Origin of the sequence: Streptomyces sp. SID8352 (assembly GCF_009862265.1) — a bacterium.
GTDB lineage: Bacteria > Actinomycetota > Actinomycetes > Streptomycetales > Streptomycetaceae > Streptomyces.
In genome coordinates this window covers 1-14,809 of the sequence record NZ_WWGX01000029.1, presented here as the reverse complement: position 1 = coordinate 14,809, position 14,809 = coordinate 1, and the positions used below count along the sequence as shown (strand labels likewise).

The 14,809-nt window shown below is 72.3% G+C and carries 11 protein-coding genes and 3 pseudogenes; 11 read left to right on the top strand and 3 right to left on the bottom strand.

The window, feature by feature from the left end:
- The first annotated feature begins 183 nt into the window (after positions 1 to 183).
- The gene (gene eccD, locus GTY84_RS09240) at positions 184 to 1,719 is read left to right on the top strand and encodes a type VII secretion integral membrane protein EccD (RefSeq protein WP_345943380.1); all 1,536 of its coding nucleotides are present in this window, start codon (positions 184 to 186) and stop codon (positions 1,717 to 1,719) included.
- 401 nt (positions 1,720 to 2,120) lie between these two features.
- On the opposite strand, the gene GTY84_RS09235 is transcribed toward eccD, so the two are convergent.
- A complete protein-coding gene (locus GTY84_RS09235; RefSeq protein WP_161225663.1) occupies positions 2,121 to 2,456 on the bottom strand; it encodes a DUF397 domain-containing protein in 336 nt (111 codons plus the stop codon).
- A 317-nt stretch (positions 2,457 to 2,773) separates the two neighbouring features.
- Between GTY84_RS09235 and rpsO the strand changes: the two genes are divergently transcribed.
- The 5 genes from rpsO to GTY84_RS09210 all read left to right on the top strand — a co-directional run bounded on the left by rpsO (position 2,774) and on the right by GTY84_RS09210 (position 8,364).
- The gene (gene rpsO, locus GTY84_RS09230; RefSeq protein ID WP_161225662.1) at positions 2,774 to 3,061 is read left to right on the top strand and encodes a 30S ribosomal protein S15; all 288 of its coding nucleotides are present in this window, start codon (positions 2,774 to 2,776) and stop codon (positions 3,059 to 3,061) included.
- Positions 3,062 to 3,465: 404 nt separating this feature from the next.
- Positions 3,466 to 5,688, top strand: a complete 2,223-nt coding sequence (locus tag GTY84_RS09225; RefSeq protein ID WP_161225661.1) for a polyribonucleotide nucleotidyltransferase — start codon at positions 3,466 to 3,468, stop codon at positions 5,686 to 5,688.
- On the top strand, positions 5,685 to 7,064 hold the full coding sequence (locus GTY84_RS09220) for a pitrilysin family protein (RefSeq protein ID WP_161225660.1): 1,380 nt from the start codon (positions 5,685 to 5,687) through the stop codon (positions 7,062 to 7,064). The genes GTY84_RS09225 and GTY84_RS09220 overlap by 4 nt, the downstream gene beginning before the upstream one ends.
- A 31-nt stretch (positions 7,065 to 7,095) precedes the next feature.
- Positions 7,096 to 7,848 (top strand): 4-hydroxy-tetrahydrodipicolinate reductase, encoded by a 753-nt coding sequence (dapB, locus tag GTY84_RS09215; protein WP_161225659.1) that lies wholly within the window; start codon positions 7,096 to 7,098, stop codon positions 7,846 to 7,848.
- Positions 7,849 to 7,905: 57 nt separating this feature from the next.
- On the top strand, positions 7,906 to 8,364 hold the full coding sequence (locus GTY84_RS09210; RefSeq protein WP_161225658.1) for a hypothetical protein: 459 nt from the start codon (positions 7,906 to 7,908) through the stop codon (positions 8,362 to 8,364).
- 183 nt (positions 8,365 to 8,547) lie between these two features.
- Here GTY84_RS09210 and GTY84_RS09205 read toward each other — a convergent pair whose 3' ends face one another.
- Together GTY84_RS09205 and GTY84_RS09200 are read right to left on the bottom strand one after the other, a co-directional pair.
- A complete protein-coding gene (locus GTY84_RS09205; RefSeq protein ID WP_161225657.1) occupies positions 8,548 to 9,102 on the bottom strand; it encodes a PH domain-containing protein in 555 nt (184 codons plus the stop codon).
- A 179-nt stretch (positions 9,103 to 9,281) separates the two neighbouring features.
- On the bottom strand, positions 9,282 to 9,518 hold the full coding sequence (locus GTY84_RS09200; RefSeq protein WP_161225656.1) for a hypothetical protein: 237 nt from the start codon (positions 9,516 to 9,518) through the stop codon (positions 9,282 to 9,284).
- A gap of 234 nt (positions 9,519 to 9,752) precedes the next feature.
- Between GTY84_RS09200 and GTY84_RS33610 the strand changes: the two are divergent.
- From GTY84_RS33610 to GTY84_RS09185, 5 genes and pseudogenes are all read left to right on the top strand, one after another.
- Positions 9,753 to 10,043, top strand: a pseudogene (locus tag GTY84_RS33610) (FAD-dependent thymidylate synthase); the annotation flags it as partial.
- Positions 10,023 to 10,931: pseudogene (locus GTY84_RS33605) on the top strand (HNH endonuclease); the annotation flags it as partial. The pseudogenes GTY84_RS33610 and GTY84_RS33605, both read left to right, overlap by 21 nt.
- Before the next feature lie 12 nt (positions 10,932 to 10,943).
- Positions 10,944 to 11,393 (top strand): annotated as a pseudogene (thyX, locus tag GTY84_RS33600) (FAD-dependent thymidylate synthase); the annotation flags it as partial.
- 211 nt (positions 11,394 to 11,604) lie between these two features.
- Entirely contained in the window at positions 11,605 to 12,504 is a 900-nt protein-coding gene (dapA, locus tag GTY84_RS09190) for a 4-hydroxy-tetrahydrodipicolinate synthase (RefSeq protein ID WP_161225654.1), read from the top strand.
- A 160-nt stretch (positions 12,505 to 12,664) separates the two neighbouring features.
- Positions 12,665 to 14,350: a ribonuclease J gene (locus tag GTY84_RS09185; RefSeq protein WP_161225653.1), complete on the top strand. Its 1,686-nt coding sequence runs from the start codon at positions 12,665 to 12,667 to the stop codon at positions 14,348 to 14,350.
- Positions 14,351 to 14,809: the final 459 nt, after the last annotated feature.

Below are 14,809 nucleotides of genomic sequence, written 5' to 3'. Positions count from 1 at the left end.
GTCGGCCGACGGGGTGCGCGAAGGCACCGCGCCCGGCCCGGTCACCGACAGAGCCGACCCGCACCACCGACAGATCCGGCCCGACCGCCGAACGGCCCGGCCCGGCCCGCACCACCGACAGGGGGAAACCAGGTGAGCATCACGGCCTCCACGCCCACCGGCCGACCGGACGGCCCGGCGACGGTGCCCGGCCCCGGCGCGGGACCCGGCTTCTGCCGGGTGACCATCGTGGCGCCCCACAGCCGCATCGACGTGGCACTGCCCGACGACGTGCCCGTCGCCGACCTCCACCCGGAGATCCTCCGCCTCTCCCGCCCGAGCCCCGCCGAGGAGGCCCCGGTCGGCCACCACCTGGTGCGCCGCGACGGCACCGTCCTCGACGGCGACCGGTCCCTCGCCGCCCAGCGCGTCCTGGACGGGGAACTGCTCGCCCTGCGGCCCTTCGCCGAGTCGCTGCCGCCCGCCGTCGTCGACGACGTCTCGGAGGCGGTCGCCTCCGCCGTCATCCGCGACCGCAGCCTCTGGCGGGACGAGTACACCCGGACCGCCGGTCTCGTGGGGGCCGGCGTCCTTCCCGTGGTGCTCGCCCTGGTGGCCTGGAGTTCCCAGATCCGCCACGACATGCACGGCCTCCAGGGCGTCGTCGCCGCGGTCGCCGGCGTCCTGCTGACCACTTTCGCCTGCGTCCGCGCCCGCGTCTACGGCGACCGGGGCGCCGCCGTCGCGCTGGGCCTGGGCGCGCTGCCCTGCGTCGCCGTGGCGGGCTCGGGCCTGGTGCCGCTCGCCGAGGGGCAGGGCGTCGGACGGCTCCAGTTCCTCCTGGCCTGCGCGGCGGTCCTGGTCGCCGCCGTCGTCCTGACCCTGGTGTCACCGGGCGGCGACAGCCCCTTCGTGGCGTTCGTCCTCGCCGCCGCCACCGGCATGCTCACCACCTTCGCCGCGCTGCTGACCGGGATGACCCCGGTGGAGACCGCCGCGGTCGGCGCTCCCCTCTCGGTCTGTGCCCTGGCCTTCCTGCCCGGCCTGTCCCTGCGCTTCGCCCGGCTGCCCGTCGGCTTCGAGCCGCCCGGGGCCTCCTCCGGCGCGGGGCCGGACGCCCTCACCGGCGGTCAGGGACGACCCGCCGGCGGCCAGGCCCACCCCGGCACCCCGCGCGGCATCCGCCCGCCGGGCGGGGCGGCCCTCCCGGACGCCGTCGACGCCGAGCGGATCGCCGCCCGCGCCCGCCGGGGTCACGAACTGCTCGCCGGACTGGTCGGCGGCTGCGCGCTCACCGCGGTGGGCGCCGCGCTGGTCCTCGGCTTCTCCGCCGACGGCCGGGCCCAGACGCTCGCCCTGGCCACGGGGATCGCGCTGCTGATGCGCGCCCACCTGTTCCGCTACACGGTCCAGGTCGCCGCGACGCTCGCCGCCGGGCTCGGCACCCTCGTCCTGCTCGGCACCGGTCTCGCGCTCAACCCCCCGGAGGGCGTCTGGAACGACGCCCTCCGGGGCGACACCGCCGCCCTGGACCTGCGCAGCGTCTGGCTGGCGTCCGCGCTGGCGGCGTCCGCCCTGCTCGTCACCGCCATCGGCCTGATCACCGCGCGGCGCGGTGTCACCCCCTTCTGGGGCCGCTTCACGGAGATCGCCGAGTCCTTCGTCCTGCTGACCCTGATCCCGCTGGCCCTCGCCGTGTTCGACGTCTACGGGGCGGCACGGTCGATGACGGGGAACTGACACCGTCCCGCCCCTTCCGGCCGTGCGGTCCCCCGGCCGGAAGGGGGAGGGCATGCGCCCCGGAGCGAAGGGCCGGGTGACGGTACCCGGAGCGGGAGCGGGAGCGGGAGCCGGAGCCGGAGCGGGAGTCGGAGCCGGGCAGGGCGCCGGGCAGGACCCCGGCCCGATCCGCACGGGCCCGTCACGCGCCGTCCCCGAAGGGGCTTCCCCGGCGGGCGACCTCGCCGGAACCTCACCCCGCCGGGCCCCTCGGGACGCCCTTCCCGCCCGGGACGCCCTTCCACCCGGGACGCCCCGTCCGGCCCAAGGCGCCCCCGACGGGACACCCCACCGTGGACGCCCGTGTCGATGGACACCCATGCCGGTGGACGCCCCGCGCGGCGGCGCCCCGGGTCCCCGGGTCAGCCCTCCGCGCCGGGCGCCGACTGGAGGTCGAACTCCCCGTCGCGCGCCCCGAGCACGAAGGCGCGCCACTCCGCCTCCGTGTACCGCAGCACGGTGGCCGTGTCCAGGGAGGACCGCATCGCCACCGCGCCGTCGGGCAGGTACGCGATCTCCACCCGCTCCTCGTGCTCCTCGGTGCCGGGCGCGCTGTGCCACTCCACGCCGGAGATGTCGAGTGCGTAGAGTTCGTCCCGCTCCCGGTCCTTGCGCGCCCTGAGTTCCCGGGCCCGTTCCTCCCCGGCCTGGTCCTGCTCCCGGTTCCGGTCCGTGTCCCGGCCCTCGGCGTCGGTCATCGTGGCTGGATCCTTCCTGCGATTACGGGCGGCTGTGCGGGCGTCACCCTACTGGCTCTGTTTCCGCCCGGCCGGGGGATCGCGGATGTCCGCCACCGCACGGGTGACCGCACCGCCGTTTCCCGGCCACCGGCCCCTCGGCCACCGCCGCCCCGCCACCCTGGTACTCTGTGTGACGGCCGTATGTGTACGCGCCCCCGGAACCGAGGGTTCTGGAGGCCGCGCCCAGCGGATCCCCGCCTTCCGAGTCATGGAAGACCCCCCGAGACGCAGACCGGGGGCACTCGGTGGCCACTCTCAGTGCAAGAGGAGTACACGTGTCGCTCGACGCCGCAGTGAAGAAGCAGATCATCTCCGAGTTCGGTACCAAGGAGGGCGACACCGGCTCCCCCGAGGTCCAGGTCGCCCTGCTGTCCCGTCGGATCTCCGACCTGACCGAGCACCTCAAGAGCCACAAGCACGACCACCACTCCCGCCGCGGTCTGCTCATCCTGGTCGGCCAGCGCCGCCGGCTGCTGCAGTACCTCGCCAAGAAGGACATCCAGCGCTTCCGCGCGCTGGTCGAGCGCCTCGGCATCCGCCGCGGTGCGGCGGGCGCCAAGTAGGACGCCGTGGAGGGAGCGGTTCCCAACGTTCGGGGGCCGCTCCCTTTGCCGTACGCGCCGGTGCGCACCGGCGTGCGGACCACTCTGCGTGCGCGGTGTCACCGCGGCTTTGTAGTGTGGTAGCAGGACAAGGGACGTACGACACCGTGTGATACGCACCGCCCGCACCCCGCGGGCCGTATCCCGCGCGTCGACGGGTCAGTGGACGCGTCGACGGACAACGGACGAACGAGGAGGAGCGCACCCCGCCGCCGCCGGTCCTCGGTAGTGGCCCCCGGAGGAGAACCCCCGGGAGCTTCGATCGAAGACCGGCCCGTACCGGACGGAGCGCTTCTCCGTACACCGTCCCCTCCGCCACACGGGCGGGGAGGGACCAAAGACGACAAGTAACGGAGAAAACGCTAGTGGAGAACGAGACCCACTACGCCGAGGCCGTCATCGACAACGGCGCCTTCGGTACCCGCACCATCCGCTTCGAGACGGGCCGCCTGGCCAAGCAGGCCGCCGGCTCCGCCGTGGCGTACCTGGACGACGACACCATGGTGCTGTCGGCCACCAGCGCGTCCAAGAACCCCAAGGACCAGCTCGACTTCTTCCCCCTCACGGTGGACGTCGAGGAGCGGATGTACGCCGCCGGCAAGATCCCCGGCAGCTTCTTCCGCCGCGAGGGCCGGCCCTCCGAGGACGCCGTCCTCACCTGCCGCCTCATCGACCGCCCGCTGCGCCCGTCCTTCAAGAAGGGCCTGCGCAACGAGATCCAGGTCGTCGCCACGATCATGGCGCTCAACCCCGACCACCTGTACGACGTCGTGGCGATCAACGCCGCCTCCGCGTCCACGCAGCTCGCGGGCCTGCCCTTCTCCGGCCCGATCGGCGGCGTCCGCGTCGCACTGATCCGCGGCCAGTGGGTCGCCTTCCCCACCCACACCGAGCTGGAGGACGCCGTCTTCGACATGGTCGTCGCCGGCCGTGTGCTGGAGGACGGCGACGTCGCGATCATGATGGTCGAGGCCGAGGCCACCGACAAGACCGTCAAGCTCGTCGAGGGCGGCGCCGACGCCCCCACCGAGGAGATCGTCGCCGCCGGTCTGGACGCCGCCAAGCCCTTCATCAAGGTGCTCTGCCGCGCCCAGGCCGACCTCGCCGCCAAGGCCGCCAAGCCGACCGGCGAGTTCCCGATCTTCCTGGACCACCAGGACGACGTCCTGGAGGCGCTCTCCGCCGCCGTCCGCCCCGAGCTGGCCCAGGCGCTCACCATCGCCGGCAAGCAGGAGCGCGAGGCCGAGCTGGACCGCGTCAAGGCGCTCGCCGCCGAGAAGCTCCTCCCGGAGTTCGAGGGCCGCGAGAAGGAGATCTCCGCCGCGTACCGCGCGCTGACCAAGTCCCTGGTCCGCGAGCGCGTCATCAAGGAGAAGAAGCGCATCGACGGCCGCGGTGTCACCGACATCCGCACCCTGGCCGCCGAGGTCGAGGCCATCCCGCGGGTCCACGGCTCCGCCCTGTTCGAGCGCGGCGAGACCCAGATCCTCGGGGTCACCACGCTCAACATGCTCCGCATGGAGCAGCAGCTCGACACCCTCTCCCCGGTGACGCGCAAGCGCTACATGCACAACTACAACTTCCCGCCCTACTCGGTCGGTGAGACCGGCCGCGTGGGCTCCCCGAAGCGCCGCGAGATCGGCCACGGCGCCCTCGCCGAGCGCGCCCTGGTGCCGGTCCTGCCGACCCGCGAGGAGTTCCCCTACGCGATCCGCCAGGTGTCCGAGGCCCTCGGCTCCAACGGCTCGACGTCCATGGGCTCGGTCTGCGCCTCCACCATGTCCCTGCTGAACGCCGGTGTGCCGCTGAAGGCCCCCGTCGCCGGCATCGCCATGGGCCTCATCTCCCAGGAGATCGACGGCGAGACGCACTACGTCACCCTCACCGACATCCTCGGTGCGGAGGACGCCTTCGGCGACATGGACTTCAAGGTCGCCGGCACCAAGGAGTTCGTCACCGCCCTCCAGCTCGACACCAAGCTGGACGGCATCCCCGCCTCCGTCCTGGCCGCCGCCCTCAAGCAGGCCCGTGACGCCCGCCTCCACATCCTCGACGTGATGATGGAAGCGATCGACACGCCGGACGAGATGTCCCCGAACGCGCCGCGGATCATCACCGTGAAGATCCCGGTCGACAAGATCGGCGAGGTCATCGGCCCCAAGGGCAAGATGATCAACCAGATCCAGGAGGACACCGGCGCCGAGATCACCATCGAGGACGACGGCACCATCTACATCGGTGCCGCCGACGGCCACTCCGCCGAGGCCGCCCGCACCACGATCAACGGCATCGCCAACCCGACGATGCCCGAGGTCGGCGAGCGCTACCTGGGCACGGTCGTCAAGACCACGACCTTCGGCGCCTTCGTCTCCCTGCTGCCCGGCAAGGACGGCCTGCTGCACATCTCGCAGATCCGCAAGCTGGCCGGCGGCAAGCGCGTGGAGAACGTCGAGGACGTGCTCGGCGTGGGCCAGAAGGTCCAGGTCGAGATCGCGGAGATCGACTCGCGCGGCAAGCTCTCCCTCATCCCCGTGATCGAGGGCGAGGACGCCGCGTCCGACGACAAGAAGGACGACGCCGACAAGTGACGTCCCGTAGCGCCGAGGCGACGGCCCGCACCTCCCAGGAGGCGCGGGCCGTCGCCCGTACCCAAACCCTCATCAGGGGCGAGAACGGCATCGGCACCGTCCGCAGGACCACCCTCCCCGGCGGTCTGCGGATCGTCACCGAGACCCTGCCCTCGGTCCGCTCCGCGACCTTCGGCATCTGGGCGCACGTCGGCTCCCGCGACGAGACGCCCGCGCTGAACGGCGCCACCCACTACCTGGAGCACCTGCTCTTCAAGGGCACCACCCGCAGGTCCGCCCTGGACATCTCCTCCGCCCTGGACGCCGTCGGCGGCGAGATGAACGCGTTCACGGCCAAGGAGTACACCTGCTACTACGCGCGGGTGCTCGACACGGACCTGCCGCTCGCCATCGACGTGGTCTGCGACATGCTCACCGGCTCGCTGATCCAGGAGGAGGACGTCGACGTCGAGCGCGGCGCCATCCTCGAAGAGATCGCCATGACCGAGGACGACCCCGGTGACTGCGTGCACGACCTGTTCGCGCACACCATGTTCGGTGACAACGCCCTCGGCCGCCCCGTCCTCGGCACCGTCGACACGGTCAACGCGCTGACCGCCGACCGCATCCGGCGCTTCTACCGCAAGCACTACGACCCGACCCACCTCGTGGTCGCCTGCGCCGGGAACATCGACCACGCCAAGGTCGTCCGGCAGGTCCGGACCGCCTTCGAGCGGGCCGGGGCGTTCCGCGACCCGGTGGCCCGGCCCGTCGCCCCGCGTTCGGGCCGACGCGCCGTCCGCACCGCCGGCCGCGTCGAACTGGTCGGACGCAGGACCGAGCAGGCCCACGTCATCCTCGGCATGCCCGGCCTGGCCCGCACCGACGAACGCCGCTGGGCGCTGGGCGTCCTCAACACCGCCCTCGGCGGCGGCATGTCCTCCCGCCTCTTCCAGGAGGTCCGGGAGAAGCGCGGCCTGGCCTACAGCGTGTACTCGTACACCTCGGGCTTCGCGGACTGCGGCCTCTTCGGCGTCTACGCGGGCTGCCGCCCGTCCCAGGTGCACGACGTGCTCCGGCTCTGCCGGGACGAGCTGGACCGGGTCGCCGCCGAGGGGCTGAGCGACGAGGAGATCGGGCGCGCCGTCGGCCAGCTCCGGGGCTCCACCGTCCTCGGCCTGGAGGACACCGGGGCGCTGATGAACCGTATCGGCAAGAGCGAGCTGTGCTGGGGCGAGCAGATGTCCGTCGACGACATGCTCGCCCGGATAGCCTCGGTCACGCCGGACGACGTCCGTACTGTCGCCCGCGACGTCCTGGGCCGGCGGCCGTCGCTGTCGGTCATCGGCCCGCTCAAGGACAAGCAGGCGGCCAAGCTGCACGACGCCGTCGCCTGACGGCGCCCCCCAGAGAAGGAAGCAAGGTGACATGAGCAAGCTGCGCGTGGCCGTCCTCGGTGCCCGGGGACGCATCGGTTCCGAGGCCGTACGGGCGGTCGGGGCCGCCGACGACATGGAACTGGTCGCGGCCCTCGGCCGGGACGACTCCCTGGAGACGCTGACCGAGCGCGGCGCCCGGGTCGCCGTCGAGCTGACCACCCCCGACTCGGTCATGGCCAACCTGGAGTACTGCCTCGCCCACGGCATCCACGCCGTCGTCGGGACCACCGGCTGGACCGAGGAGCGGCTGGCCCGGCTGCGGGAACTGCTCGACGCCTCCCCGGGGACGGGTGTGCTCATCGCGCCCAACTTCTCCATCGGCGCCGTCCTGACCATGAAGTTCGCGCAGATCGCCGCGCCGTACTTCGAGTCCGTCGAGGTGGTCGAGCTGCACCACCCGAACAAGGTCGACGCCCCCAGCGGCACCGCCACCCGCACCGCCCAGCTCATCGCCGAGGCCCGGCAGAAGGCAGGCGCCGCCCCGGCGCCCGACGCCACTGCCACCGGCCTGGAGGGGGCCCGCGGCGCCAGCGTCGACGGCGTGCCCGTGCACGCGGTCCGGCTGCGCGGCCTGCTCGCCCACCAGGAGGTGCTGCTGGGCGGCGAGGGGGAGACCCTCACCGTCCGGCACGACTCCCTGCACCACAGCAGCTTCATGCCCGGCATCCTGCTGGGCGCCCGCCGGGTGGTGACGACCCCGGGCCTCACCTTCGGCCTGGAGCACTTCCTGGACCTGGGCTGACCGGCCGGCCGCCGGCCCGCCCACCGCACCGAACCCCGAACCGAGCTGCCAACTGACATGCGCGCGAAGATCTCCTACATCATCACGGCCGCCGTCCTGGTCTTCTACTTCGTCCTGGTCGGCAGCCGCGGCGTCCTGCTCATCGACGCCGGGACCCCGCTCACGGTCGCCATGGGCGTCGCCGTGCTGGTGCTGCCGGTGATCGGGCTGTGGTTCCTCTGGAAGAACACCCAGTTCGTCCGCCGGGCCAACCAGCTCGCCGCGGAACTCGACGCCGAGGGCGGGCTGCCCGTCGACGAGCTGAGGCGCAGCCCCAGCGGGCGGGTCGACCGCGACTCGGCCGACGAGGTCTTCGCCCGCCGCCGGGCCGAGACCGAGGCCGCCCCCGACGACTGGCGGAGCTGGTTCCGGCTCGCCGTCGCCTACCAGGACGCCCGGGACACCCCGCGCGCCCGCAAGGCGATGCAGCGGGCGATCGCGCTGCACGACGGCAGGCCGTCCGCCGAGGCGGCCTGACACCGGACCGCGGCCGGAGGCGGTCGGCCGGACACCCGCCCGGCCGACCGCCTCCGGCCCGGACGGCTTCCCCGGGTCCCGCCCCGGCCCGTACCGGTACGACGGCGCACACCGCGGTACGCCGGTGGCCCGGCCCCGCCGAGGGGGGACCGGGCCACCGGCGTACCGTCACCGTCCGGCGGATCAGCCCCGCCGGTACTCGTCCGCCCACGCCTCCACGGTGTCGGCCGCCCGGTCGAAGGCCTGCTCACGGCCCAGGAAGTCCGCGTTGTGCGTGGTCATCAGCGGCGGCAGGACGTCCGTGCCCCGGCCCTGGCGCGCCAGCAGGAGCGCCTGCCCCTGCACCGTGCGCGGCAGCCCGAGCCAGCGCACCGGCTGCTGCGTCGTCCGCACGCTGGCGACCTGCTCCCAGGCGACCGTGCGGGTGGCGAGGAAGCCGGTCTGGCGCACGCCCCGCGCGCTCACCCAGGTGCCCATCCGCAGCAGCCGCAGGGCGCACGCGATCATGACGAGCGCGACGGCGAAGACCGAGGCGGCGGAGGACAGCGACCCCGTCGCCCCGATGATGACCGCCGCGAACAGCACGAAGGAGGCGAGCAGCAGCGCGAGCGCCGCCGTGCCCACCCGCCAGGGCCCCGGCCGGTAGGGGCGGCGCCAGAGGTCCCGGTCGTCGTACGGCAGCGCGACATCGTCGGCGGTGTCGAAGGCTCGGTCGGCCGTCAGGAAGGGGAGGGGCACGGTCGGTCCTCACTGGTTCCGGGCGAGTGCTGTGCCGGTGAGGCTATCGACCCGCGCCGGGGGTCACCACCCTCGGGGGGCCGGACGGGCCGCCGCCCACCGGACGCACCGGCCCGGCGGCGCACCGGGCCGCCCGCCCCCGTGGCCGCCCGGCCGGGGCCCGGGCCGCGGCGCCGGGCTCAGCGCCCGTCGGTCGCCTGGTTCTGCTGCTGCCGAGAGGGCTGGTCGGCCGACAGCGCGGGCATCCCGAGCACCAGGGACCCCACCAGCCCGGCGACGATCGTGAGCCCCAGCAGCGAACGCCCGGCCAGACGCCCGGGGGAGAGCCGCTCGCGCGGCGGGGGAGTGACGTTGCTGCGGAACCCGTCGGCCTCGGAAACGAAGGCGAAGGGCACCGGTTCACTGCGGCGGGCCATGGATGCTGCTCCCTTCCGGGACCGGGACGGATCTCCGGGACGTGTGCGCGGGGCCGGCGGATGCGCCGCCGGCCGTCACCCCTACAGACGAACGAACGCCCGCACCGGTGCCCGATTTCGCCGACTTCATCGCGTCGGAGCCGGGAACGCCCCGATTGACGGCCCGTGAAGCACCCGTCCGGGCGGGCCGTAGAGTGGCCTCGCCAAGCGACACGATGGGAAGGCCCGCGACCCGTGACCGACACCCCCGCCGACGACACCCCGATCGACCTCCGCAGCGACGTCACCGTCGAGCTGGTCAGGAGCAGCGCGACCGACTCCGACGTGCTGTTCGCCGCACGGGTCTCGACCGCCGGGGAGCAGTCCCTCGAAGAGCTGGAGAAGGACCCGCAGCGCTCGAAGGGCCTGATCAACTACCTGATGCGGGACCGGCACGGCAGCCCGTTCGAGCACAACTCGATGACCTTCTTCATCAGCGCCCCGATCTTCGTCTTCCGCGAGTTCATGCGCCACCGGGTCGGCTGGTGCCTCGCGGGGGACACCGCGGTCACCCTGGAGAGCGAGTCCGGGGAACCGCGCAGGCGCACCATCGCCGAGCTGTACGAGCGCTGGCACCTGGGCGGGGACGACCGGCTGCCGGCCTCGGCCGGCGGCGTGACCTGGCACAGCGGGGCCGGCCGGTGGGCCGCGCGGGTCCGGCGCGACGGGACCGACCACCACCTCGGGCTCTACGCGTCCCGGGAGGCGGCCGGGGCGGCCGTGGCGGACTTCCGGGAGCGGGACCCCGGCACCCGGCTGCGCGGGCTGGAGCCGGTGCGCGACAGCCATGTGCGCTGCCACGACGAGGAGACCCTGCTCGCGGGGCGGGCGCGGATCGTCGACGTGATCCGGTCCGGGGTCAAGAACCTCATCAGGATCACCACCGCCTCCGGCAGGACCCTCCGCTGCACGGTCGACCACGCCGTGTTCACCCCCGAGGGCTGGCGCAAGGCGGGCGAGCTGGCCGTCGGCGACGAGGTCATGGCCTCCGACGACGCTCCGCGGCCCTCCGGCGCGCTGCCGCCCGCCCTGGAGCGCGGCATCGGCGTGTGGACGTCGACCCTGCGGGAGCGGCTGATCGGGGACGTCGACACCTGCCACCGCTGCGGCCGGGGCCTCCCCCGCGAGGAGCTGGCCCTGGACCACGTCGTCCCCGTCGAGGACGACCCGGCGCGGGCGCTCGACGAGCGGAACCTCGCCCCCGCCTGTGAGCCGTGCCACGTGGCGCGGAGCGCGGAGCGGCGCGAACGGCGCGGGGTTGGCGCGGCCACCGCGGTGCCGGACCGGATCGTCGGCATCGAGGACGACGGCGAGGAGATGACCTACGACCTCTCGGTCGAGGGCCCCTGGCACAACTTCGTCGCCGACGGCATCGTCGTGCACAACTCCTACAACGAGGAGTCCGGCCGCTACCGCGAGCTGCGCCCCGTCTTCTACGTCCCGGACGACTCGCGCAAGCTGGTGCAGCAGGGGCGGCCCGGCAAGTACGTCTTCGTCGAGGGCACCCCCGAGCAGCACGAGCTGACCGGCCGCGCGATGGAGGAGTCGTACCTCCAGGCGTACCGGACCTACCAGGAGATGCTGGCCGCCGGCGTCGCCCGCGAGGTGGCCCGCTCGGTCCTCCCGGTCGGCCTGTACTCCTCCATGTACGCCACGTGCAACGCCCGCTCGCTGATGCACTTCCTCGGGCTGCGCACCCAGCACGAGCTGGCCAAGGTGCCGTCCTTCCCGCAGCGGGAGATCGAGATGGTGGGTGAGCTGATGGAGGCCGAGTGGGCCCGGCTCATGCCGCTGACCCACGCCGCCTTCAACGCCAACGGGCGTGTCGCGCCCTGAGGCGTCCCCGGCGGCCCGCCGGGCACAGGTGTGCGCATCAGCCGCCCGAAGTGTCCGTATTGCGGGCTTTGGAGAAGTTCATCTAGCCTGATCAAAGGGACCCGGCACTGCTTGAACCCCCGAGCAGGCAGTGCCGGGCTCCACCTCCGTTCCGACCTGCCGCCTCCCCCGAGGGCAGACCAGGCCCTGTGCAACGAGTAGCGTGTAACCCATGGCTCCGACCTCCACTCCGCAGACCCCCTTCGGGCGGGTCCTCACTGCCATGGTCACGCCCTTCACGGCGGACGGCGCACTCGACCTCGACGGCGCGCAGCGGCTCGCCGCCCATCTGGTGGACGCCGGCAACGACGGCCTGATCATCAACGGCACCACCGGTGAGTCCCCCACCACCAGCGACGCGGAGAAGGCGGACCTGGTGCGGGCGGTGGTGGAGGCCGTCGGTGACCGCGCCCACGTCGTCGCCGGCGCCGGCACCAACAACACCCAGCACAGCGTCGAGCTGGCCCGTGCCGCCGAGCGCGTCGGCGCCCACGGCCTCCTGCTCGTCACGCCGTACTACAACAAGCCCCCGCAGGAGGGCCTGTACCAGCACTTCACGGCCGTCGCGGACGCCACCGCGCTGCCGGTGATGCTCTACGACATCCCCGGACGCAGCGGTGTCCCGATCAACACGGAGACCCTGGTCCGCCTGGCGGAGCACCCGCGGATCGTCGCCAACAAGGACGCCAAGGGCGACCTCGGCCGGGCGAGCTGGGCCATCGCCCGCTCCGGCCTGGCCTGGTACTCCGGCGACGACATGCTGAACCTGCCGCTGCTCTCCGTGGGCGCCGTCGGCTTCGTCTCCGTCGTCGGCCACATCGTCACCCCCGAGCTGAGGGCCATGGTGGAGGCCTTCGTCGCCGGTGACGTGCAGAAGGCGCTGGAGATCCACCAGAAGCTCCTCCCGGTCTTCACCGGGATGTTCCGCACCCAGGGCGTCATGACCACCAAGGCCGCGCTCACCCTCCAGGGGCGGCCCGCGGGGCCGCTGCGCGCGCCCATGGTGGAGCTGAACGCCGAGGAGTACGAGCAACTCAAGATCGATCTTGCCGCCGGCGGGGTACAGCTCTGAGAACGGACTTCGCGCCACCGCGCCATCCGGCGCCACCAGGACTTCACAACTGAATACGCGGGCCACCGGTGCCCGCACACCCAACCACAACTGCTTCTGCACGAACGTCACGCGCGCCACGTGCCCACCGGTACGTGGCGTGTGTGGTGAGGAGAGTCTTTTGAGTCATCCGCATCCTGAACTGGGCCGTCCCCCGAAGCTCCCCGACGGTGGCCTCCGGGTCACACCGCTCGGCGGTCTGGGCGAGATCGGCCGCAACATGACGGTCTTCGAGTACGGCGGCCGTCTGCTGATCGTCGACTGCGGGGTGCTCTTCCCGGAGGAGGAGCAGCCCGGAATCGACCTGATCCTGCCGGACTTCTCGTCCATCCGGGACCGCCTCGACGACATCGAGGGCATCGTCCTGACCCATGGCCACGAGGACCACATCGGCGGTGTCCCCTTCCTCCTGCGGGAGAAGCCGGACATCCCCCTGATCGGCTCCAAGCTGACCCTGGCGCTCATCGAGGCGAAGCTCCAGGAGCACCGCATCCGTCCCTACACCCTGGAGGTGGCGGAGGGGAACCGGGAGCGCGTGGGTCCCTTCGACTGCGAGTTCATCGCGGTCAACCACTCGATCCCGGACGCGCTGGCGGTCGCCATCCGCACCCCGGCGGGCATGGTCGTGCACACCGGCGACTTCAAGATGGACCAGTTGCCGCTGGACAACCGCCTCACGGACCTGCACGCGTTCGCGCGGCTGAGCGAGGAGGGCATCGACCTCCTGCTCACCGACTCGACCAACGCCGAGGTCCCCGGGTTCACCCCGCACGAGCGGGACATCTCGGGGGTGCTGCGCCAGGTCTTCGCCGGTGCCCGCAAGCGGATCATCGTGGCGAGCTTCGCCAGCCACGTGCACCGCATCCAGCAGATCCTCGACGCCGCCTACGAGTACGGCCGCCGGGTCGCCTTCGTCGGCCGGTCGATGGTCCGCAACATGGGCATCGCCCGGGACCTCGGCTACCTGAGGGTGCCGCCGGGCCTGGTCGTCGACGTGAAGACGCTGGACGACCTGCCGGACAGCGAGGTCGTCCTGGTCTGCACGGGCTCGCAGGGCGAGCCGATGGCCGCGCTCTCCCGCATGGCCAACCGGGACCACCAGATCCGCATCGTCGAGGGCGACACGGTCATCCTGGCCTCGTCGCTCATCCCGGGCAACGAGAACGCGGTGTACCGCGTGATCAACGGCCTGACCCGGTGGGGCGCGAACGTGGTCCACAAGGGCAACGCCAAGGTGCACGTCTCGGGCCACGCCTCCGCGGGCGAGCTGCTGTACTTCTACAACATCTGCCGCCCGAAGAACCTGATGCCGGTGCACGGCGAGTGGCGCCATCTGCGGGCCAACGCCGAGCTGGGCGCCATGACCGGCGTCCCGCACGACCGCATCGTCATCGCGGAGGACGGTGTCGTCGTCGACCTCGTCGAGGGCAAGGCGAAGATCACCGGCAAGGTGCAGGCGGGCTATGTGTACGTCGACGGCCTGTCCGTCGGTGACGTGGGCGAGCCGGCCCTGAAGGACCGCAAGATCCTCGGGGACGAGGGCATCATCTCGGTCTTCGCGGTCATCGACGCGTCGACCGGCAAGATCACGGGCGGTCCGCACATCCAGGCCCGCGGCTCGGGCATCGACGACTCGGCCTTCGCCGCGGTGGTCCCCCGGATCACGGAGGCGCTGGAGCGTTCGGCGCAGGACGGGGTCGTCGAGCCGCACCAGCTCCAGCAGCTCGTCCGCAGGACCCTCGGCAAGTGGGTCTCGGACACCTACCGCCGCCGGCCGATGATCCTGCCGGTGGTCGTGGAGGTCTGACGGACCGTCGGTCCGCCGGCCCCCGTGGACCCGGAGCCGGGCCTCCGATTTGCGTCGGGGCGCCCGGCTCCAGTACGTTTACATCTCCGCTCGGGCGGACACCCGCTCACTTCGTGGGCAGGGAGCCGCCCCGGAGGGCGGAAATTCCGACTCAGAATCTCTGATAAAGTCGGAGCCGCCGGAAAGGGAAACGCGGAAGCGGGAACCTGGAAAGCACCGAGGAAATCGGGTCGGAAAGATCTGATAGAGTCGGAAACGCAAGACCGAAGGGAAAGCGCCCGGAGGAAAGCCTGAGAGAGTATCTCGGGTGAGTACAAAGGAAGCGTCCGTTCCTTGAGAACTCAACAGCGTGCCAAAAGTCAACGCCAGATATGTTGATACCCCGACCTGATCGGATCTCCGACCGGGTTGAGGTTCCTTTGAAACACACAGCGAGGACGCTGTGAACGACCGGACTAT

Bases quoted from the DNA above. Each gene is read 5' to 3' on its own strand.
- dapB (WP_161225659.1), top strand. From the start codon at position 7,096: ATGAGCAAGCTGCGCGTGGCCGTCCTCGGTGCCCGGGGACGCATCGGT.
- dapA (WP_161225654.1), top strand. From the start codon at position 11,605: ATGGCTCCGACCTCCACTCCGCAGACCCCCTTCGGGCGGGTCCTCACT.
- GTY84_RS09200 (WP_161225656.1), bottom strand. From the start codon at position 9,518: ATGGCCCGCCGCAGTGAACCGGTGCCCTTCGCCTTCGTTTCCGAGGCC.
- GTY84_RS09235 (WP_161225663.1), bottom strand. From the start codon at position 2,456: ATGACCGACGCCGAGGGCCGGGACACGGACCGGAACCGGGAGCAGGAC.
- GTY84_RS09210 (WP_161225658.1), top strand. From the start codon at position 7,906: ATGCGCGCGAAGATCTCCTACATCATCACGGCCGCCGTCCTGGTCTTC.